The organism is Flaviaesturariibacter aridisoli (assembly GCF_004343705.1).
Lineage (GTDB): Bacteria > Bacteroidota > Bacteroidia > Chitinophagales > Chitinophagaceae > Flavisolibacter > Flavisolibacter aridisoli.
In genome coordinates this window covers 1-18,385 of the sequence record NZ_SKFH01000010.1, presented here as the reverse complement: position 1 = coordinate 18,385, position 18,385 = coordinate 1, and the positions used below count along the sequence as shown (strand labels likewise).

At 60.4% G+C, this 18,385-nt stretch carries 18 protein-coding genes; 7 read left to right on the top strand and 11 right to left on the bottom strand.

Annotation, left to right across the window (positions count from 1 at the left end; all coding sequences use genetic code 11):
* Positions 1-8 precede the first annotated feature (8 nt).
* The 3 genes from E0486_RS08155 to murI all read left to right on the top strand — a co-directional run bounded on the left by E0486_RS08155 (position 9) and on the right by murI (position 2,151).
* The gene (locus E0486_RS08155) at positions 9-524 is read left to right on the top strand and encodes an OmpH/Skp family outer membrane protein (RefSeq protein ID WP_131851666.1); all 516 of its coding nucleotides are present in this window, start codon (positions 9-11) and stop codon (positions 522-524) included.
* A gap of 77 nt (positions 525-601) precedes the next feature.
* Positions 602-1,195, top strand: a complete 594-nt coding sequence (locus E0486_RS08150; RefSeq protein WP_131851665.1) for an OmpH/Skp family outer membrane protein — start codon at positions 602-604, stop codon at positions 1,193-1,195.
* A gap of 137 nt (positions 1,196-1,332) precedes the next feature.
* Positions 1,333-2,151 carry a glutamate racemase gene (murI, locus tag E0486_RS08145; protein ID WP_131851664.1) on the top strand — a complete coding sequence of 273 codons (819 nt, stop codon included), beginning with the start codon at positions 1,333-1,335 and terminating at the stop codon, positions 2,149-2,151.
* A 50-nt stretch (positions 2,152-2,201) separates the two neighbouring features.
* Here the strand turns inward: murI and E0486_RS08140 are convergent, their stop codons facing one another.
* Together E0486_RS08140 and E0486_RS08135 are read right to left on the bottom strand one after the other, a co-directional pair.
* The gene (locus E0486_RS08140) at positions 2,202-3,980 is read right to left on the bottom strand and encodes an acyl-CoA dehydrogenase family protein (RefSeq protein ID WP_131851663.1); all 1,779 of its coding nucleotides are present in this window, start codon (positions 3,978-3,980) and stop codon (positions 2,202-2,204) included.
* A gap of 78 nt (positions 3,981-4,058) precedes the next feature.
* Entirely contained in the window at positions 4,059-4,502 is a 444-nt protein-coding gene (locus E0486_RS08135; protein ID WP_131851662.1) for a MarR family winged helix-turn-helix transcriptional regulator, read from the bottom strand.
* A 73-nt stretch (positions 4,503-4,575) separates the two neighbouring features.
* Between E0486_RS08135 and E0486_RS08130 the strand changes: the two genes are divergently transcribed.
* Together E0486_RS08130 and E0486_RS08125 are read left to right on the top strand one after the other, a co-directional pair.
* Entirely contained in the window at positions 4,576-5,679 is a 1,104-nt protein-coding gene (locus E0486_RS08130; RefSeq protein ID WP_165917243.1) for a glycosyltransferase, read from the top strand.
* An 83-nt stretch (positions 5,680-5,762) separates the two neighbouring features.
* A complete protein-coding gene (locus E0486_RS08125; protein ID WP_131851660.1) occupies positions 5,763-6,845 on the top strand; it encodes an ABC transporter permease in 1,083 nt (360 codons plus the stop codon).
* On the opposite strand, the gene E0486_RS08120 is transcribed toward E0486_RS08125, so the two are convergent.
* Genes E0486_RS08120 through E0486_RS08110 form a run of 3 tightly spaced genes read right to left on the bottom strand, consistent with a single transcriptional unit; the run spans position 6,797 to position 10,508 of the window.
* Positions 6,797-8,254 carry an O-antigen ligase family protein gene (locus E0486_RS08120; RefSeq protein ID WP_131851659.1) on the bottom strand — a complete coding sequence of 486 codons (1,458 nt, stop codon included), beginning with the start codon at positions 8,252-8,254 and terminating at the stop codon, positions 6,797-6,799. The two genes, E0486_RS08125 and E0486_RS08120, sit on opposite strands and share 49 nt — an antisense overlap.
* Position 8,255: 1 nt before the next feature.
* Entirely contained in the window at positions 8,256-9,092 is an 837-nt protein-coding gene (locus E0486_RS08115) for a GumC domain-containing protein (protein ID WP_131851658.1), read from the bottom strand.
* Positions 9,093-9,104: 12 nt separating this feature from the next.
* Positions 9,105-10,508, bottom strand: coding sequence for an oligosaccharide flippase family protein (locus E0486_RS08110; RefSeq protein ID WP_131851657.1), 1,404 nt, complete (start codon positions 10,506-10,508; stop codon positions 9,105-9,107).
* A gap of 44 nt (positions 10,509-10,552) precedes the next feature.
* Here E0486_RS08110 and E0486_RS08105 point away from each other — a divergent pair, with 44 nt between their 5' ends.
* Entirely contained in the window at positions 10,553-11,227 is a 675-nt protein-coding gene (locus tag E0486_RS08105) for a TylF/MycF/NovP-related O-methyltransferase (RefSeq protein WP_165917242.1), read from the top strand.
* A gap of 32 nt (positions 11,228-11,259) precedes the next feature.
* On the top strand, positions 11,260-12,015 hold the full coding sequence (gene fabG / locus E0486_RS08100) for a 3-oxoacyl-[acyl-carrier-protein] reductase (RefSeq protein WP_131851655.1): 756 nt from the start codon (positions 11,260-11,262) through the stop codon (positions 12,013-12,015).
* A gap of 153 nt (positions 12,016-12,168) precedes the next feature.
* Here fabG and E0486_RS08095 read toward each other — a convergent pair whose 3' ends face one another.
* From E0486_RS08095 to E0486_RS08070, 6 genes are all read right to left on the bottom strand, one after another.
* The gene (locus E0486_RS08095) at positions 12,169-12,804 is read right to left on the bottom strand and encodes a DNA-3-methyladenine glycosylase family protein (protein WP_131851654.1); all 636 of its coding nucleotides are present in this window, start codon (positions 12,802-12,804) and stop codon (positions 12,169-12,171) included.
* 168 nt (positions 12,805-12,972) lie between these two features.
* Positions 12,973-13,749 (bottom strand): enoyl-CoA hydratase/isomerase family protein, encoded by a 777-nt coding sequence (locus E0486_RS08090; RefSeq protein WP_131851653.1) that lies wholly within the window; start codon positions 13,747-13,749, stop codon positions 12,973-12,975.
* 70 nt (positions 13,750-13,819) lie between these two features.
* Entirely contained in the window at positions 13,820-15,868 is a 2,049-nt protein-coding gene (gene paaZ / locus E0486_RS08085) for a phenylacetic acid degradation bifunctional protein PaaZ (protein WP_131851652.1), read from the bottom strand.
* Positions 15,869-16,049: 181 nt separating this feature from the next.
* Positions 16,050-16,517 carry a hypothetical protein gene (locus E0486_RS08080; RefSeq protein WP_131851651.1) on the bottom strand — a complete coding sequence of 156 codons (468 nt, stop codon included), beginning with the start codon at positions 16,515-16,517 and terminating at the stop codon, positions 16,050-16,052.
* A 163-nt stretch (positions 16,518-16,680) separates the two neighbouring features.
* Positions 16,681-17,271, bottom strand: coding sequence for an adenylate kinase (locus E0486_RS08075; protein ID WP_131851650.1), 591 nt, complete (start codon positions 17,269-17,271; stop codon positions 16,681-16,683).
* A 246-nt stretch (positions 17,272-17,517) separates the two neighbouring features.
* Positions 17,518-18,273 (bottom strand): IS5 family transposase, encoded by a 756-nt coding sequence (locus E0486_RS08070; protein WP_131851649.1) that lies wholly within the window; start codon positions 18,271-18,273, stop codon positions 17,518-17,520.
* Positions 18,274-18,385 lie beyond the last annotated feature (112 nt).

Genomic DNA, 18,385 nt, shown 5'->3' with positions numbered 1-18,385 from the left:
CCGCGATCATGAAGAAATTTATTGTGTTGGCCTTTTGCAGCCTCATGGCCGCCGCCTCGCTCCAGGCGCAGCGCTATGCCGTGATCGACACCAAGTACATCCTCGACAAAATGCCGGAGTACAAAGCCGCGCAGCAAAACCTCGATGGGATCGCTGCCGGCTGGCAGAAGGAGATTGACCGGTTGCAGGCCGATCTCGACAAGATGTACAAGGATTTCGAGGCCGAGCAGGTGATGCTGAGCGAAGACCTGCGCAAGAAGCGCGAGGACCAGATCTTCAACAAGGAGAAGGCGCTCCGCGAGCTGCAGCGCCAGCGCTTCGGCTTCGAAGGCGACCTGTTCAAGAAGCGCCAGGAACTGATCAAACCCGTGCAGGACAAGGTTTACAGCGCCGTTCAGAAGGTGGCTGTGCAGCGCGGTTACGATTTCATCCTCGACAAAAGCGAGGGAATAACTGTTATCTTTGCCGACCCCAAGCTGGAGAAGAGCGACGAAGTGCTTCGCGAGCTGGGTGTACGTAATTAAATAAACGCAAAAACGGAAGGGACGCACAACCCCGCTTCTCCGCCACCCCTCATAGTATAAATCACACAACCACAAACATGAAGAAGATCTCTTTTCTCCTGATCGCCCTCTTTTCGCTTCTGGGCGCCTCGCAAGCCTCTGCCCAGAAGATCGGTTATATCAGCGTTGACGAAGTAGTGAGCCTGATGCCGGAACTCGGTCGCGTAGACACCCTCCTGCAGAAATACCAAATGGACTCCCTGGCCACCCGCTACCAGTACTACCTCGGTGAATTCCAGCGCAAAGACAGCATGGTGAACGGCGCCGATTCGGTAAAGAACTACCCCAATGCCGGCGTCCGCGCCCAGGTGCGTGAAGAGCTCCAGCAGCTCGCCGGTACCCTCCAGAACTGGCAAAGCCTCGCCGGCCAGGCCTACGAGAACAAGAAGAACAGCCTGCTCGAGCCCGTGCTGCGCAAAGTATACGCTGCGATCAACGCGGTGGCCAAAGAAAACAACTACACCTACGTGCTGAGCAAGGAAAACCTGATCGTAGCGCCCCAAGGGGACGACATGATCCTGCTCGTGGCCCGCAAGCTCAATATCAAGCTGCCCCAGGGCGCCGGTAACCCCGCCGCTGCTCCTGCCACCGGCGGCGCTGCCCCGAAGCCCAAAGCCGGCGGGAAGCAATAAGTTTCGTGAAGCGTGAGCCGTGAATGCTGACGCCTGATAAAAAGATCGGATGCCTTTGGCATCCGATCTTTTTTTGCGCCTTGCGGGCTCACGGCTGACGGCTGACGGCTCACGATGCCTTTCCGTAGCTTTGCTCCATGTCTCCCATCGGTGTTTTTGATTCCGGCTATGGCGGCCTCACAGTGCTGCGTACGCTTGTAGACCGGCTGCCGCAATACGACTACCTCTATCTCGGCGACAATGCGCGCGCGCCTTACGGCAACCGCTCCTTCGAAACGGTGTACCGCTACACGCTGCAGTGCGTGGAGTGGCTGTTGCAACAGGGCTGCCCGCTGATCATCCTGGCCTGCAACACGGCATCGGCAAAGGCCTTGCGCAGCATCCAGCAAACCGACCTCGCCCGCCTCGACCCCAGGGCCCGCGTGCTGGGCGTGATCCGCCCAACGGCCGAAGTGGTGGGCAACTACTCCGAAAGCGGTGCCATCGCCGTGCTGGCCACCCACGGCACGGTGCAATCAAAGTCGTACGAGATCGAGATCGAAAAGTTTTTCCCAGGCCTTAGTGTAGTGCCCGAGGCCTGCCCGATGTGGGTGCCGCTCATCGAAAACAATGAGCACGGTGGCCCCGGCGCCGACTATTTCGTGAAGCGCCACGTGGCGCATGTGCTGGAGCAAAACCCCGAGGTGGATACGCTGCTGCTGGCCTGCACACACTACCCGCTGTTGCTCGATAAAATTAAGCAATACCTGCCCGAAGGCGTCCGGGTGCTGGCGCAGGGCGATATCGTCGCGGAGAGCCTCCAGGATTACCTGAACAGGCACCCGGAGATCGAAACCCGGCTGACGAAAGAGAAAGATCGCATCTTTTATACAACGGATTCAACCGAAGATTTCAACCGGAAAGCGACCATCTTTTTTGGAGAAGAAGTAGCCTCCAAACATGTGGACCTGCGGTAAGAAAAAAGCCCCACAATTGCGGGGCTTCTTCTTTTTTAACCATAACCAAACTAAAGAAAGTATTTCTGCTTCGCGATGAGCGCATCGGCGATGCGGCGGCGGGCTTCTTTGCTGTTGTACGACTGGGCTTTGGTAAAGCGGCGGATGCCCATCAGCATCATGCGCTGCTCGTCGCCCTCGGCGAAAGCGTTGATGGCATCTTTACCGGCTTTGGCAATGCGGTCGGCGGCGTCGTAGAGGTAGACGCCGGCAATGTCGCGGTGCAGTTGCGTGGCCTTGCCTTCCTGCTCCAGGCGCTGCACGCGCAGCAGCAGGCTTTCAGCTACAAAAGTGTCGATCGACATATCGGCGATGTTCATCAGGAGCTCCTGCTCGCGCTCCAGCTTCATCATCAGCTTTTGCGCGGCACCGCCGGCGGTGAGGAGGATGGCCTTCTTGAAGCCTTCGATCAGCTTGCGCTCGGCGGCGAAAGGCGTTTCGTCCTGCTCGCCGAAGTCGGGGATGGCCAGCAGCTCCTGGCCCACTTTCATGGCCGGGCCCATCATGGCGAGGCGGCCCTGCATGGCGCGCTTCAGTGTCATATCTACCGAGAGAAGGCGGTTGATCTCGTTGGTGCCTTCGTAGATGCGGTTAATGCGCGAGTCGCGGTATGCGCGCGAAATGTTGTACTCGGCCGAGAAGCCGTTGCCGCCGTGGATCTGCACGCCTTCGTCCACGCAGAAGTCGAGCGTTTCGGAGCCGTGCACTTTCAGCAGGGCGCATTCGATGGCGTATTCTTCGGCGGCGCCGAGGAGGGCATCGTTGAAAGGCTTGCCTTCGCCGAGCGCTTCCTTTTCCTTTTCATCGATCCAGGCCGCGGTGCGGTACAGGGCGCTTTCGCAGGCGAAGGTGCGGATCACCATCTCGGCGAGCTTGTGCTTGATGGCACCGAAGTTGGCGATGGCGGTCTTGAACTGCTCGCGGGTAATGGCGTATTCCACCGAAGTGGTGATGGCGCGCTTGGCACCACCCAGCGCTGCTGCGCACAGCTTCAGGCGGCCGATGTTGAGGATGTTGAAGGCGATCTTGTGGCCCTTGCCGATCTCGCCGAGCACATTCTCCACGGGCACCTTGCAGTCCTGGAAATAGAGTTGTACGGTAGAAGAACCTTTGATGCCCATCTTGTGCTCTTCAGGTCCCTGGGTGAAGCCCTCAAAGCCGCGCTCCACGATAAAGCCGGTGAACTTGTCGCCGTCCACTTTCGCAAACACGGTGTATACGTCGGCAAAGCCGCCGTTGGTGATCCAGCATTTCTGGCCATTGAGAATATAGTACTTGCCGTCGTCGCTGAGACGGGCCGTCGTCTTGGCGCCCAGCGCGTCGGAGCCGCTGTTGGGCTCGGTGAGGCCGTAGGCACCCGTCCACTCGCCGGAGATCAGCTTCGGGATGTAGCGCTGCTTTTGTTCTTCGTTGCCGAAGTACAGGATGGGCAGCGTGCCGATGCCGGTGTGGGCCGAGATGGCTACCGAGAAGGAGTGGCCCGCACCCAGGTATTCGTTGACGATGGTGGACGTGATGAAGTCCTTGCCGAGACCACCGTATTCCTCGGGGAAGGACGTGGCCAGCATGCCCTGCCCGCCGGCCTTCTGCACCAGCGACTTCATGAGCCCGGGCTCCATGTCGTCGATGCGGTCGAGGATGGGGAACACCTCGGTGTCGAGGTACTGGTTGCACATGTCGCGGATCATGAGCTGCTCTTCGCTGAATTGCTCGGGAATGAAGGTTGCAGCCGGCTCGCTTTCCCGGATCAGCCATTCACCGCCCTTGAGGGTTGTTTGCGTCGCTTCCATGTCTGAGTGTTTATTAGTTAATTAGTCTATTTGTTTATCGGTAACCTGGCACCTACCAACCTACTCATTACTCATTACTCATTGACTCAGGTTGTCGTATACTTTCTGCAGCACCGTCTTCGCCATGTCGATCTGGTCGGATGGTACGCCTTCGAGGGCTTCGTTGAGCGTTTCCTCGGCCAGCTGCATGGTTTGTTCCTGCAATTTGGCGGCCGCCTTCGTGACAAACACTTTGTTGATGCGCCGGTCGTTCTCATCGCCCACGCGTTTCACAAAGCCCGCTTTCTCGAGGTTGTCGATAAGGCGCGTGATGCTCGGTTTGTCGCGGAAGGTGGCGTTGCACAATTCCTGCTGGCTCAAACCATCATCCTTCCAAAGGTGATACAGCACGCTCCATTGCTCGATGGTGAGCGGAAGCTCGTGCTGGTTGAACTTCTTTTGCAGGCGGCGGGCAATGGCCGTGGAGGCCTTCCCCGTGATGAAACTATACAGCTCGCCTTTGCGGAATTGGTTGTTTGGCATACAGTTGTTTATGCAACTAAGTAAATTTAAGCGCTTTTCAAATATATTGGACGCCCGGGCAAAAAAAATTTTAATGATCTTCTGGCTAAGTGGTTTGGTAATAGGCGGATGCTATGCGGCGTTGATCGGTTTTTACCGGCACGGGTGGAAGGGCGTGGCGCCGGAAGAACTGAACTCCGGAACAACGACCTTTTTTACCGTGCTGGTGCCCGCACGCAATGAGGCCGCGCACCTCCCGCAGTTGCTGGAAGCCCTGCTCGCCCAGCAATACCCCGCTGAATGTTTCGAAGTGCTGGTGCTCGACGATCATTCCTCCGACGGCACGGCGGCCATCGCCGAAGCCGCCGGCGGAAACGTGCGGGTGCTCCGGCTGCCGCCCGGCGTGGAAGGAAAGAAGGCAGCCATCACCCAGGGCGTCAACGCGGCGCACGGCCCCTGGATCGTGACCACCGATGCCGACTGCCTGCCCGGACCTCTGTGGCTACGCCACTTTGCAGCTTCCAGCGAACGCGCGGCGTTTGTGGCGGCACCGGTGCGCTACCAGCACCTGCGAACGCTGTGCGACCGCTTCCAGGCGCTCGACTTCCTGACACTCCAGGGTATCACCGCGGCTTCGGTCGCCAGCGGTTTTCACAGCATGTGCAATGGCGCCAACCTGGCCTATAGTAAAGAAGCCTTCCTCGAAGCAGGCGGCTTCGCCGGCATCGACCACGTAGCGAGCGGCGACGACCTCCTGCTGATGCACAAGATCGCCCTGCGCCACCCGGGCAAAATTCACTACCGGATGCACCCCGACGCCATCGTGGATACCGATCCCGCACCGGGCTGGCGCGCCTTCTGGAAGCAGCGCGTTCGCTGGGCTTCCAAGTCGGCGCAATACGACGACAAGCGGATCTTCGGCGCCCTGCTGCTCGTATACGCCTTCAACCTCTGGTTTGTAGTGACGGCTATTGCTTCCTTCTGGGATGCGGCGCGCCTGCTGCCGCTGCTGCTCCTGCTGGTACTGAAGACGATTGTAGAACTACGGTTCCTCGCTCCCGTGGCACGCTTTTTCGGACAAGCCCATTTGCTGAAATGGTTTCCATGGATGCAGCCGCTGCACATCCTTTATACCGTCTTCGTAGGCGCGCTGAGCCAGGTGGGGAAGTACGAATGGAAGGGAAGAAAAGTGCGGTAGCGTGTGGCTCTGTACGGCGTTCTCCGGGTGTGCTTTAATGTGTGCTGCCGGATAAAGGGAGCGGTGCCCTAACTTCAGGTTTCATGAGCAGTCCGACCCCCACAGAGCGAAGACCGGTGTGGCGCCGCTTCCGGCGCAACAAGAGCGCCCTGGCCGGCCTCGTCCTCATCGGCGTCGCCGTGTTCGTGGCGATCTTTGCCTATTACCTGGCCCCCGACGCTTCGCCCAATGCCAACCGCATCATTCTCGAGATCGGCGGCAACAAGCCCGGCTTCGGCCAAAGCTTCCTGCTGGTACGCAAGCAGCCCCCGCCGCCGCCCGCGGGCGCCCTGCATCGCCTGCTCTACGGCGTTCCCGACCGCTACGACTACGTGCCGATCGGGCAGTCACACAGCGAGGGCGACTCCATCGTGGTGGAGAAGTATGTGGACGACGGCCTTTATGAAAACCGTACCTATGCCCGGAGCGACGTCCTCACGAAGCCCTATCGCTTCAAGCGCTTTCCTCTCGGCACCGACAAGTATGGCCGCGACATCCTGAGCCGACTCATCATCGGCACACGGGTCAGTTTGTGTGTGGGCCTCGTGACCGTGCTCCTGTCTCTTTCCATCGGCACCTTTTTGGGGGCGCTGGCCGGCTACTTCCGCGGGCGCACCGATGTGGTGGTCATGTGGCTGGTGAACGTATTGTGGAGCATTCCTACGCTGCTGCTGGTGTTCGCCATCACGCTGCTTCTGGGCAAGGGCTTCTGGCAGGTGTTCATCGCCGTAGGGCTAACGCTTTGGGTCAACGTGGCGCGGCTGGTACGCGGGCAGGTGCTGGCGGCGCGGGAGCTGCCCTACGTGGAAGCCGCGCGGGTATTGGGCTTCAGCCACTTCCGCACGTTGTTCCGCCACATCCTTCCCAACATCACCGGCCCGATCCTCGTCATCGCCGCCTCCAACTTCGCCTCCGCGATAGTGCTCGAAGCGGGACTGAGCTTTCTCGGTGTAGGCGTGCAACCGCCGATGCCCAGCTGGGGCCTGATGATCAAGGAGAACTACAATTTCATCATCACCAACAATCCCATGCTTGCCCTCGCACCGGGCTTTGCCATCATGCTGCTGGTGCTGGCATTTCACCTCGTAGGAAACGGGCTCCGGGATGCGCTCGACGTGCGCTCCTGACGCAGGCGCACTTCGGCGGCGATGAGCGTGGCGAGGGAGAGGTAAAACAGGCTACCCAGCTTGTCGGTTTCCACCAGGTCGTTGATCAGGTTCACGGTGCATTCCATCATCAGCACTACGCCGGCCACGGCGGCGGCGGCGCGCCAGAGCGGGTCGGACGAGCGCACGTACACCTTCTGCGCCACGTAGAACGCGTACCCCGTAACGAGCAGCAGCAGGAGCAATCCTACGAAGCCCTGCTCGATGGTGGTGAACAGGTAGTAGTTGTGGATGGTGCTCTTCTCGGGGTTGTCGCTCACCCAGGTCCTGAAGGCGGGCACCGTGTACTTCTTATAATTGATCACATACGTGTTGGGCCCCCAGCCGGTAGCCCAGTGCTCCCGCACCATGTGCATGCCCGCGATCCAGCGGTAGATACGCTCGGCGTTGGAGAGGTCTTTGAACTGGTAGGTAGCACGCAGGTGATCCTGGAAATCGGTATGAAACACGGTCGTGTTGAAGTTGCCCGCGAAGCGCATGTAGCGTTGGTTGGAGGTGAGCCAGTATACCCCGATGCCGGCGCCGAGCAGCACCAGGAAGAAGGCCGGCATCAGCAGGCGGCGGCGCATCAGTAGAAATACGATCCCACCCGCCACCAGGGCTACCCAGGCGCCACGCGCATAGCTGAGCACGATGGCCACCAGCGCCACCCCGATGAGCACCTTCATCAGTTTTTTCCGCTCACGGCTGCGGGCAAAGTGGTGCCCGGCCACCAGCATCGGGATGATGCAGGCCAGCACCGAGGAGTAATTGACGTGGTTGCGGAAGTGCGGGTACAGGGCCGCGTTGACGCTGGTAAACGAAAAGCCGGTGCCGGCGTGCAGCAACAACGCACGGGCCACCAACAGCAACATCGACGCGCAAAGCAGCTGCACCGTGCGCACCAGGTTCCTGGGGTCGCGGAACAACACGTAGGGTGCAAACAGGAAGGCGCCGAAGTACCAGCCTTTCGCCAGGCAGTATTTCAGCGAGAGGCCGAAGTCGGTGGAACAGTAGGCCGACACCCCCCACCAGGCGGCCTGCAGCAGGAGGAACAAGAAAAGCTGCGAGTGACCCAGCCCCTCGAGCGGGCGCCGCCGGCGGTGGTACAGCACAAAGCAAAGGATGGAGAAAGAGGTGAGCAGCATCAGCGGCTCGGTGGGCAGGTCGGTGCCGAGGCTGGGCGTAAAGTTGAACTCGATGGACCAGGGCAGGAAGGCGATGAGCGTCCAGAACAGCACGAACGGGTCGTGGCATACCCACAGGAAGTACAGCAGCCCGAACGGCAGCACCAGCAACAGGGGTTGCGTGAGGTACATCGCCCATGCGGCGACCAGCACGAACAGGATCCCGAAGCCGACGAACAACCGGTTGCGCAGCGCCGCGTGCATGTCAGTCTTTTTTGCGGCTTTCCAGGAAGAGAACGAGCAGGATGGCGAACACCAGCGCCGTGAAGCAGGCCATGGCGAACAGCGGCAGCAGCTTCGGCCGCTCGGGACGGAACCCGGGACGGGCGGCTTCTACCAGCAACAGCACACTGGGCTTGGTATTCACCACCAGCGTGTATTCGTTGATGAGGCGCTCGTAATCCGACAGCTCTTTCACGATGGCGTCGTTGCGCACCTGCAGCAGCTGGCGGCGGGCGGCGTCGGTGTGCTGCATCGAATCGGTGCCGCGCAGGAACTCGGTCTGCAGGGCCCCATAGTGTTCTTTCAGGTTGCCCAGCACGCGCTCGTTGGAAGCGCTTTGCAGCCGCTGGTGCATCTTCTGGAACTTCTCGAACAGCGCGTTGGCCATCGAGGCGGCGAGGTACTTGTCGCGGTCCCACACCCGGATGCGGAGCTGGTTGTATTCGTCTTTGGAAACGTCTACGTTCTCGCGCAGCTCCTTCATGGCCTGGTACTGCGGCAGCTTCGCGCCCGAGAGCTTGTAATGCGCAATGAGGTTGTTTTCGGCAATGAGCTGGAAGAAGATCGTATCGAGGGCGGCGGTGCCGAGGATGCGGTCGATGTCGTCGGGGCCGCCGAGCGAGGAGTAGAGGCCCTGGATGTTTTCGTTGAAGATCTTGGACTTGTCGAAGTTGACGGCCGTGGCGGGCAGCGCCGTGACGGAGCCGAGGTATTGGCGCTCGAGGGTGAGCAGCACGCCGGCGGTAACGACGGCCACCAGCAGCACAAGACCGGCGATCAATTTCCACCAGCGCCGGAAGAGAGTCAGGAAGTCAGGCATGAAAGGCAATTGTCAGGATGAGGGCCGCTTTCCACGGACCGATGTAAAGAGCACAAACATAATCAAACTGGCGGCAATAGCGGCGTTGAGCCACCAAAACAGCGGCGCCGGCTGCTCGTGCAGCAGCAGCCGTCCGACGCTGTATCCGGCGGTGCCGAGTAGGGCGCAGGCGAGCAGCGATACCGGGTGCAGGCGCAGGGCGAAATGCTGCTGCGCGCCCACGAACAGGGTCGCGGCGCAAGCATACTGGCTGGCCAGCGCCGCATAGCAGCAGCCGAGCGCGCCGAGTCGCGGGATGAGCCATAGGTTCAGCGCCGTGTTGAGCAGCACGCTGCCCAGCACGGCGCCGTTGAAAAAGCGGAAGCGCCCCGCCGCCGTCAGCAGCGACCCGTAAATATGGATGCCGTAATAGGCGGGCAGCACGGCCACGCAGGCCACCAGCACCCGCGCCGTGTAGGCATCGTCGGTATGATAAAGCAGGGCGATGATCTGCGGGGCAAAGGCGGAACAGAGCGCTACAAAGCCACCAGCAGCCAGGAGCAGCCCGTGGCGCAGCCGCAGCGTCGTGCTGTCGATCAGGGGCCTGTCGGCGAGGTGCCGCGCCGCAAAGGGCACGAGGAAGGCCGCCGTCATATAGCCCACCGTGTTGCCGGCGTCGAGGAGGCGGTAGGCCGCGGCATAGATGCCGGCCTGCAGCGCACCGGACGGATGCATCCGCTCCAGCAGGAAAGCATCGAGGCGGGTATGCACGCTCATGAGGAGAATCAGCAGCACGAAGGGCGCGCTCTGCCGGAAGAGGTCGCTGTAGCCCGTTCTTTCGGCGGGTGCTTCGTGGTGGCGCGCAGCGATGAAGGCGGCGAGGACCACCGCCAGCAGCGTGCTGCCCAACTGAATCCACAGGAACGTTTCGAGCGAAAAGCGGCTGGCCAGCGGCAGGTACAGCAGCGGTGCGCAGAGCAGGATCGTTACGCTTTTGTCGGTAATGGAAAGCCAGGCATCGGCGCGGAACTGTTGGTAGCCGGTGACCATGTTGCGGAACAGGAGGAGGAAGGAAGAAGCAAGCTGCAGGGCGCCGGTAAGCAGAATCAGCGGCCAGTCGTGAAAGCGCGTCAGCCAGGCGATGAGGCAAAGCGCGGCGAAGTAGAGCGCCGACAGCCCGCACTTCAGCAGCACGAGACGCCGGATGGAAACACGCTGCTGCAAGGCCAGGCGGCGGTTGAGCATGTTGGTCAGGCCGGCATCGGCAATGATGGACAGGATGATGGCCAGGTTGAGGATGGCGAAGTAGGTGCCGTACCGTTCATGCCCTACGTTCACCTGCACCTTGCGGTCGATGCCGAACACCCATAGCGGCTTGACCAGGACGTTGAGCACGACCAGCCAGGACAGACTGCGCAGAAAGCTTTTAAGGTTCATGGAGGTGTGTGGCCAAAGATGAACCGTTTTTCGTTATTTGCAGCGTGCTTCAGCGGATCTACCATTATGTAAGCGGGTTATTGGCCCGGAAGAACCTGTACCTCACGAAGGGACTTGAGTACCTGGGTCGGGCCCCACGCTTCCCCCTGCACCGCCTCGACTACGTGCGGGTAGCGACGCTGGAGCTGCTGGCGCAGGAGCTCGATCGTGCCGAAGGCGCCGTAGCGGAGCTCGGCGTGTACCAGGGCGGCTTCGCGAAATACATCGCCCAGGCCTTCCCGGCGCGCCGCTTTTACCTCTTCGACACCTTCACGGGCTTCGACGCGCGCGACGTGCAGCGCGAGCAGGAGGGCGGCTTCGGCGCCGGCGCGCAAAGCTTCGCCGATACGTCGGTGGCGCAGGTGCTGCGGCAATTGCAGGAGCCCGAGCGCTGCGTGCTGCGTAAAGGCTTTTTTCCCGAAACATTCGCCGGCCTCGAAGAGGAGCGCTTTTGCTTCGTGAGCCTCGATGCCGACCTCTATGAGCCGATCCGCGCCGGCCTGGAGCACTTCTACCCGCGCCTCGTCCCGGGCGGCGCCATCATGGTGCACGACTTCAACAACCAGGAATACCCGGGTTGCCGCAAGGCGGTGGAGGAATACGGTCTTGCCGTTGGCGTGGCGTTCGTGCCCATCCCCGACATCGGCGGCAGCGTCGTACTTCGCAAGCCGCTTGCCTGACGCCGCGAACCGCTTTTTCGTATCATTGCGCCATGAAACTCCTCTCCAACAAAGTGGCCATCGTTACCGGCGCAGCGCGCGGTATCGGCGCCGGCATCGCCCGCAAGTTTGCCGAGCAGGGCGCGCACGTGGCGTTTACCTATGTGTCTGAAGGCAGCGCCGACAAGGCCAAAGCCCTCGAAGACGAGCTGAAGGCCCTCGGCGTCAACGCCAAGGCCTACCGCTCCAACGCCGGCGACTTCGCCGACTGCGAAGCACTGGTGAACGACGTGGTGAAGGAGTTTGGCTCGGTAGACATCTGCGTCAATAACGCCGGGATTTCCAAAGACAACCTCCTGCTCCGCATGACGCCCGAGCAGTGGGACGACGTGATGCAGACCAACCTCAAGAGCGTGTTCAACATGACCAAGCAGGTGATCCGCCCGATGATGAAAGCGAAGAGCGGCTCCATCATCAACATGGGCTCCGTCATCGGCGTGATGGGCAACGCCGGGCAAAGCTCCTACGCGGCTTCCAAGGCCGGCCTCATCGGCTTTTCGAAGTCGGTGGCCAAGGAGCTCGGCTCGCGCAACATCCGCTGCAACGTCATCGCGCCGGGCTTCGTCGAAACCGATATGACCTCCTACCTCAAGGAAGGTGAGCAGGCCGACAAATACAAATCCGGCATCCCCCTCGGCCGCTTCGGCTCCGCCGACGATATCGCCAACGTAACGCTGTTCCTCGCCTCCGATTTAAGCGCCTATGTAACGGGGCAGGTACTGAACGTGGATGGCGGACTGCTGATGTAAGTGCCCATCCCCTAACCCCTTCCCGAAGGGAAGGGGGAATAGAAAAGGCCCGGATCGCAAAGCGATCCGGGCCTTTTAATAAGTAACAACTAAATGTAAGACGGCTAGTAGAAGTACACTTCAACCTGAGTGCCCCCTTCGGGGGACAGGGGGCTAGTGCAGGATCCGGATCTTTTTCACCTTGATGTAATGATGCCATACGATCATGGTGGCGATGGAGCGGTAGGGACGCAGCGGCTCCGCCCATTCGATTGCTTCTTCCTTGGTGAGCTTTCCCCGGCCCTGGATCATTTTGATGCCGTTCATCAGGGCGATGTCGCCGGTGGGAAAGAGGTCGGTGCGGCGCAGCGAATGGAGCAGGTAGATGTCGGCGGTCCAGTCGCCGATGCCCTTGAGGGCGGTGAGCTGCGCGCGCACGGCTTCGTCGGGCAAGGTTTCAAGTGATTTCAGGGAAAGCTTGCGCTGTTGGATCGCTTCCGCAAGTCCGCGCACGTAAGCGCTTTTCTGCCGCGTGAAGTAGCAGGCGCGCAGCTCCTCGTTGGTCATAGCCAGCATTTTTTGGGGCGTAGGCAGCCCGATGGCGTCGGTCAGTTTTTTATACGCCGCGTAGGCCGATTGCAGCGATACCTGCTGCTCCAGGATCGTGAGCACCAGCGTGGCGAAACGCGCCGGCCGCACCCACAGCGGCGGGTAGCCCCAGCTGTGGAGCACCTGTTGCAGCCCGGCGTCGCGCGCCGCTACGCTGTCGCAAAGCGCGTGGAAGTTATCGGCGTGGAAGGTGGGGATCATAATGAGACGTCATTGCGAGGAGACGAGCCGATAGGTGCGTCGACGAAGCAATCTTACCCTCGCTGGGTCTGCTGCCACTTAGCTGCAGACGGAACGTGAATAAGATTGCTTCGTTGGCCGGCGCTTTACGCCGTCCGCCTCGCAATGACGGACCGTTGCGCTCCGCGCTTACTGCGCTTTCGCTTTGAACTTGGCGATCGCGTCTTTGGTGAACTGGCTGAGTACGAGGCGGCCACTGATCTCGGCACGGGCCCAGAGCAGGTTGTCCCAATCTTCGGTGCCTTTCCAGAAGACCGACTTGAGCTCGCGCATGGCTTCGGGCGAGCTGTGGGAAAGCTGGTTGGCGAGGCGGCTGATCGATTCGTCCATGCCTTCGGTGCTGGCGTGCACTTCGGCAAAGAGGCCCTTGCGCTTGGCCCATTCGGCATTGCGCCACATGGAGGCGTCGATGGCCAGCTGGCTGAAAGCCGAGGCGCCGATCTTGCGTTCCACGGCGGGGCCCACCACAAAAGGCCCGATGCCTACGGCGAGCTCGGAGAGCTTCACGTCGGCCCCGTCGGTGGCGATGGCATAGTCCACCGCGGCCGCCAGGCCTACGCCGCCGCCGACGCACTTGCCCTGGATGCGCCCGATGACCAGCTTGCCGCACTTGCGGATGGCGTTGATCACGTTGGCGAAGCCGCTGAAGAACTCGAAGCCCGCCTTTTCGTTTTCGATGCGCGTCAGCTCATCGAAAGAGGCGCCGGCGCAAAAGGTGCGGTCGCCGCCGGAGCGCAGCACGATAACGCGGGTGTCCTTATCGGTGCCGGCCGCGTGTATCTCGTGGGCGAGGGCCTCGAGAATGCGGCGCGGGAGCGAGTTGCTCTGGGGGTGGAAGAACTCGATGGTCGTAATGCCATTGTGCGTTTCTACGTCTACATAGCCGTTGATGATATCCTTGCTCATGATGGGTGTTCTTTAACTGAAGTTAATCCAATTTCGGGCCGCGGCGCTTTGGGGAAATGCCAAAATCCGGTTAGGCGTCTTTCCGTTTTACCATCGTTAAAATGGTGGCTATCCCCACGTGCTCGCCGGTTTCGTCGAGCATTTCCACCAGCCATTTCACGATGCCTTTCGGTATGTCGGTGGCCTCCCTTTGGTCCTGGGGCACTTTTTCCTTGCAGGTAAAACGGATGGTCAGCTCGGCGCCCGGGTAAACGGGTTTTGTAAAACGGAGCTCGTCGATGCCGTAGTTGAGCAGCACCGGGCCGAGGTCGGAGCCGTCTACGAAGAGGCCGGCCGCGGCGCTCATGATAAAGTAGCCGTGGGCCACCTGCCGTTCGAACATGGTGCCGGTGAAGTCGGTTTCGCGGATGTGGGCATAGAAGTGGTCGCCGCTGAGGTCGGCGAAGGCGTCGATGTCTTCCGGGGTGATGACGCGCTTGCCGGTCACGATCTGGTCGCCCACCTGCAGCTCCTCGTAGTATTTGCGGAAGGGATGCTTGCCCGGGTCGATGCCCTGTGCGTTGGGCTGGTATACCTGTGTAATCGCCGTAATCGTTGTCGGCGAGCCCTGGATGGCGGTGCGTTGCAGGTAGTGTTTTACGCCGCGGACGCCGCCCATCTCTTCGCCGCCGCCGGCGCGGCCGGGGCCGCCGTGCACCAGCAGGGGCAGGGGCGAGCCGTGGCCGGTGCTTTCTTTCGCGCACTCCTGGTTGAGCACGAGGATGCGGCCGTGGTGCGTGGCGGCGCCCACCACGAACTCGGTGGCGATCTTGTTGTCGGCCGTCACGATCGAGCAGCAAAGCGAGCCTTTGCCCCGCTTGGCGAGGCGTACGGCCTCGTCGAGGTCTTTATACGGCATCACGGTGCTTACGGGGCCGAAGCATTCGATGTCGTGCACCGCCTCGTTGCGGAAGGGATCGCTTTCCAGCAGCAGCAGGGGCGAAAGAAAGGCGCCCTTCTCACCGTCGGCGTCCAGTAGTTCTACGGAGTCGAGCGAGCCGTAAACCAGTTGCGCGGTGGCCAGCAGCTTCTGCGCGTTGTTGCGCACCTCTTCGCGCTGCCCCAGCGAGGCGAGGGCGCCCATGCGCACCTTTTCGTTGCGCGGCGAGCCGATGGGCGTTTGCGAAAGGGCTTTGCCGAGGGCGATGTATACGTCTTCGAGCACGTCGTCGGGGGCGAAGATGCGGCGGATGGCGGTGCACTTCTGGCCGGCCTTGACGGTGATCTCCTTCCGGGTTTCCTTGATGAACAGCTCCCACTCGGGCGAACCGGGTTTTACGTCGGGGGCCAGCACGATGCAGTTGAGCGAGTCGGCTTCCATGTTGAAGGACACGCTTTCTTCCAGGATGCGCCTGTTGCTTTTCAGCAGGAGGCCGGTGCTTTTGGAGCCGGTGAAGGTCACCACGTCCTGCGCGGTGACGTGCTCCAGCAGGTCGCCGGCGGAGCCGCAAAGCAGCTGCAGGGCGCCTTCGGGGAGAATGCCCGATTCAATGATGGCGCGCACGACCGCTTCGGTGAGGTACGAGGTGATGGAGGCGGGCTTGACCACCGCGGGCATGCCGGCCAGCCAGTTGACGGCGCACTTTTCGAGCATGCCCCAGATGGGGAAGTTGTAGGCGTTGATGTGCAGCGCCACGCCTTCTTTCGGAACGAGAATGTGGTGGCCCATGAAGGTGCCGCCCTTCGACAGGCCGATGGCTTCGCCGTCGGTGCAGTAGGGGAGGTCGGGAAACTTGCGGCGCAGCGAGGCGTTGGCAAACAGGTTGCCGATGCCGCCCTCGATATCGATCCAGGAGTCGGCGCGGGTGGCGCCGCTGTGGTAGGAGAGCGCGTAAAATTCTTCCTTGCGGCCCATCAGGTACTGCGCCAGGGCGCGCAGCATCCGGCCGCGTTCGTGGAAGGTGAGCTTGCGGAGGGCAGGGTTGCCCACGCGGCGCCCGTAGTCGAGCACGGAAGCAAAGTCGAGGCCCTTGGTGGTGGCGGAGTAGATGGCCTCGCCGTTCACCGCGTCGTACAGGGCCTGCCCGTCGCCGTCGCCGGTGACCCAGCTGCCGGAGATATAATTCTCAAGTTTTTTCATATAGCCAATAGATGAGGGTTGCAAGATAATGCGGGAAAAGGTTCAGGAAGGTCTAGATTGGGTTTAGAAGGTTGGTAGCCGGATGGCGACGGGCGAATGCCCGTCATTGCGCCCGCAATGACGCCAAAGGCGTCGCTTGCGCGACGCCTTTGGCTATTAGCAGACTAGTCACCTTTGCAGATTATGCCACCGTCACGCCGAACTGCCGCAAATGGTGCACGGCGTGCTTGTACAGCAACTGCACGTTCATCTGGTAATTGAGTTCGCCGAAAAAGGGGTTGAGCGTGAGCAGGTGTGGGTTGGCTTCGAAGCGGTGCACGAAGTCGTCCAGTTCCTCCTGCAGTTCGGCAAAAGCGGCGCCGATGGTCCTGTGCCGCACAGGCGCGGGCACTTCGGGCATCAGCGGGTTGGGTGTATTTTCTTTGAACGGCTTATCGCTCTGGAGGAAGGCCTGCGCCCGGGGCAACTGATCGGCGGGCGTTACAAGCTCGCGCACGATCGTCTTGCCCGAGGCGATGCGGACGTAGTCGCTGAAGTGCTCGGCCATCTGCTGCAGCGTCATCTTGCCCCAATGCGGAAGCGTATCGGAGGGGATCTGCTGGAGCAGCGGAACGAATTGATCCTTCAGAAAGGCGAGCTTATTCTCCATGAATCACATTTAAACCGTCATTGCGAGCAGACGCACCGGTAGGTGTGTCGACGAAGCAATCTGAAACTGGCCGGTCTGCCGCCACATGATACCTCTGCGTCGAGGTGTATGCGATTGCTTCGTCCGCTGCGCTCCCTCGCAATGACGCCCAGGAAAGGGTGTTTTATTCTTCGACTTTAGCTAAAAAAAAAGGGGCGATGCGGCCGGAGAGGGCTTCGAAGATCTCGGCTTCCGAGCCTTCGCCGGGGATGTGCTCCACCTTCTGCAGCTGGGCGTAGTGGGCGGCCACGGGCTCGGTCTCGTTGCGGTACACCTGGAGGCGCTTCATCACGGTTTCCTCGTTGTCGTCGGGGCGGCCGGAGATCTTGCCGCGCTCCACGATGCGGCGCACCAGCTCGGTTTCCGACACGTCGAGGGCCAGCACTTTGCTGATCGCGGTTTTGCGGAGCGAAAGGAGTTTGTCCAGCGCTTCGGCCTGGGCCACGGTGCGCGGAAAGCCGTCAAAAAGGAAGCCTTTGGCCTCGCTGTTCTTTTCGAGGCAGGTGTCGATCATTCCGATCACTACCTCGTCGGGCACGAGCTGACCTTTATCCATAAAGCTCTGGGCTTCGAGGCCCAGCGGCGTTTTATCGGCGATTTCCTGGCGCAGGAGGTTTCCTGTAGACAGGTGAACCAACCCGAACCGGGCGACGATCTTGTCTGACTGCGTACCTTTTCCACTTCCCGGAGGCCCAAAAAGAATGATATTGACCATGTGTTTTTTAAAGAATACTTACTGAAGAACCTTAAGGCGCAAATATAGCCCAAAACGCAATGTGCTCCCGGCCGGCGGCACCCCTGGGGCTGCCCGGAAGCAAGCTAGTTCGTTCCTTAAGCGCCCGCAATGTGCGGTCACCTGTTCAAAATAGCAATTTTGCGCCATATATCCCAAAACAGGGCCGGATTTAATTGCCTTCTAAGGATGACGAAGGGGTTTAAAGTGTTTAGAGGCTGTCTAAATTTAAGTCATTAGTTTTTTGAGGGTTATGTGGATGGCGCTCATCAGGAGCATGGCGCGGGACATAACGATAGTTTTTTCATAGTCCTTGGCGAGTCTTCGGTAATTGATCAACCAGGAGAAGATTCTTTCCACCACCCATCTGACAGGAAGGGGGGAGAAGCGGTTGGAGTGTCTGCGCTGAATGAGCACCCACCGGATCCTGCCTCCTGCGGTAAAAGCCGGTGGTCCGTCGTAGCCGCCGTCGGCGACAATAGTGCGCACCGAAGGGCGGTCCTCCACATCATCGCGCAGCACGCGCGCCCCGGTCTTGTCATGAACAAAAGCGGAAGTAACGCCGGCGGCAATGACGGTGCCCTGGGTGTCCACAGCCAGGTGGCGCTTTCTTCCCTTTACCTTTTTGCCCGCATCATAACCCACCTCGTCGCCTGTGCCGGCCACGGTTTTTACCGACTGGGCATCAATGAGCAGCATCGAAGGCTCGCCGCTTCTGCCTTGCCGGCGCCGCAGCTGAATGCCCACCAGGTATAGCGCCCGGTCCAGCAGTCCGTAGCGGGCCCACTTGTTCAGGTAGTACCATACCAGGCGGTAATCGCCGTACTGCGGCGGAAGCGAGCGCCACTTGCAGCCGTTGCTCAAAAGATAAATGATGCCGCTGAAGATCAGTTGAAGGGAATGCTTGCGCCGCCGCACCTTCGGCTCAAATATTGTAGCTACTTTATTCCAAAGGGCGTCAGGCACCTGATACAGAGTTTGCATTGTAACCAATGTTTGTTCACCTCTCTATCAGCAAGCAAGACGCCCTTTTTCCTTTTGGCTCAGCTCAAACCAGACATACTGAAAACCAACTAACTAATTTTAGACAGCCTCT

What these genes read in the sequence shown, in the direction of transcription:
- E0486_RS08110 (WP_131851657.1), bottom strand. Translation starts at nt 10,508, where the DNA reads ATGAACCTTAAAAGCTTTCTGCGCAGTCTGTCCTGGCTGGTCGTGCTC.
- E0486_RS08090 (WP_131851653.1), bottom strand. Translation starts at nt 13,749, where the DNA reads ATGAGCAAGGATATCATCAACGGCTATGTAGACGTAGAAACGCACAAT.
- E0486_RS08150 (WP_131851665.1), top strand. Translation starts at nt 602, where the DNA reads ATGAAGAAGATCTCTTTTCTCCTGATCGCCCTCTTTTCGCTTCTGGGC.
- paaZ (WP_131851652.1), bottom strand. Translation starts at nt 15,868, where the DNA reads ATGAAAAAACTTGAGAATTATATCTCCGGCAGCTGGGTCACCGGCGAC.
- E0486_RS08075 (WP_131851650.1), bottom strand. Translation starts at nt 17,271, where the DNA reads ATGGTCAATATCATTCTTTTTGGGCCTCCGGGAAGTGGAAAAGGTACG.
- E0486_RS08140 (WP_131851663.1), bottom strand. Translation starts at nt 3,980, where the DNA reads ATGGAAGCGACGCAAACAACCCTCAAGGGCGGTGAATGGCTGATCCGG.
- E0486_RS08130 (WP_165917243.1), top strand. Translation starts at nt 4,576, where the DNA reads ATGATCTTCTGGCTAAGTGGTTTGGTAATAGGCGGATGCTATGCGGCG.
- E0486_RS08135 (WP_131851662.1), bottom strand. Translation starts at nt 4,502, where the DNA reads ATGCCAAACAACCAATTCCGCAAAGGCGAGCTGTATAGTTTCATCACG.
- E0486_RS08070 (WP_131851649.1), bottom strand. Translation starts at nt 18,273, where the DNA reads ATGCAAACTCTGTATCAGGTGCCTGACGCCCTTTGGAATAAAGTAGCT.
- E0486_RS08080 (WP_131851651.1), bottom strand. Translation starts at nt 16,517, where the DNA reads ATGGAGAATAAGCTCGCCTTTCTGAAGGATCAATTCGTTCCGCTGCTC.
- E0486_RS08120 (WP_131851659.1), bottom strand. Translation starts at nt 8,254, where the DNA reads ATGCACGCGGCGCTGCGCAACCGGTTGTTCGTCGGCTTCGGGATCCTG.
- E0486_RS08115 (WP_131851658.1), bottom strand. Translation starts at nt 9,092, where the DNA reads ATGCCTGACTTCCTGACTCTCTTCCGGCGCTGGTGGAAATTGATCGCC.
- E0486_RS08125 (WP_131851660.1), top strand. Translation starts at nt 5,763, where the DNA reads ATGAGCAGTCCGACCCCCACAGAGCGAAGACCGGTGTGGCGCCGCTTC.
- E0486_RS08095 (WP_131851654.1), bottom strand. Translation starts at nt 12,804, where the DNA reads ATGATCCCCACCTTCCACGCCGATAACTTCCACGCGCTTTGCGACAGC.
- fabG (WP_131851655.1), top strand. Translation starts at nt 11,260, where the DNA reads ATGAAACTCCTCTCCAACAAAGTGGCCATCGTTACCGGCGCAGCGCGC.
- E0486_RS08155 (WP_131851666.1), top strand. Translation starts at nt 9, where the DNA reads ATGAAGAAATTTATTGTGTTGGCCTTTTGCAGCCTCATGGCCGCCGCC.
- murI (WP_131851664.1), top strand. Translation starts at nt 1,333, where the DNA reads ATGTCTCCCATCGGTGTTTTTGATTCCGGCTATGGCGGCCTCACAGTG.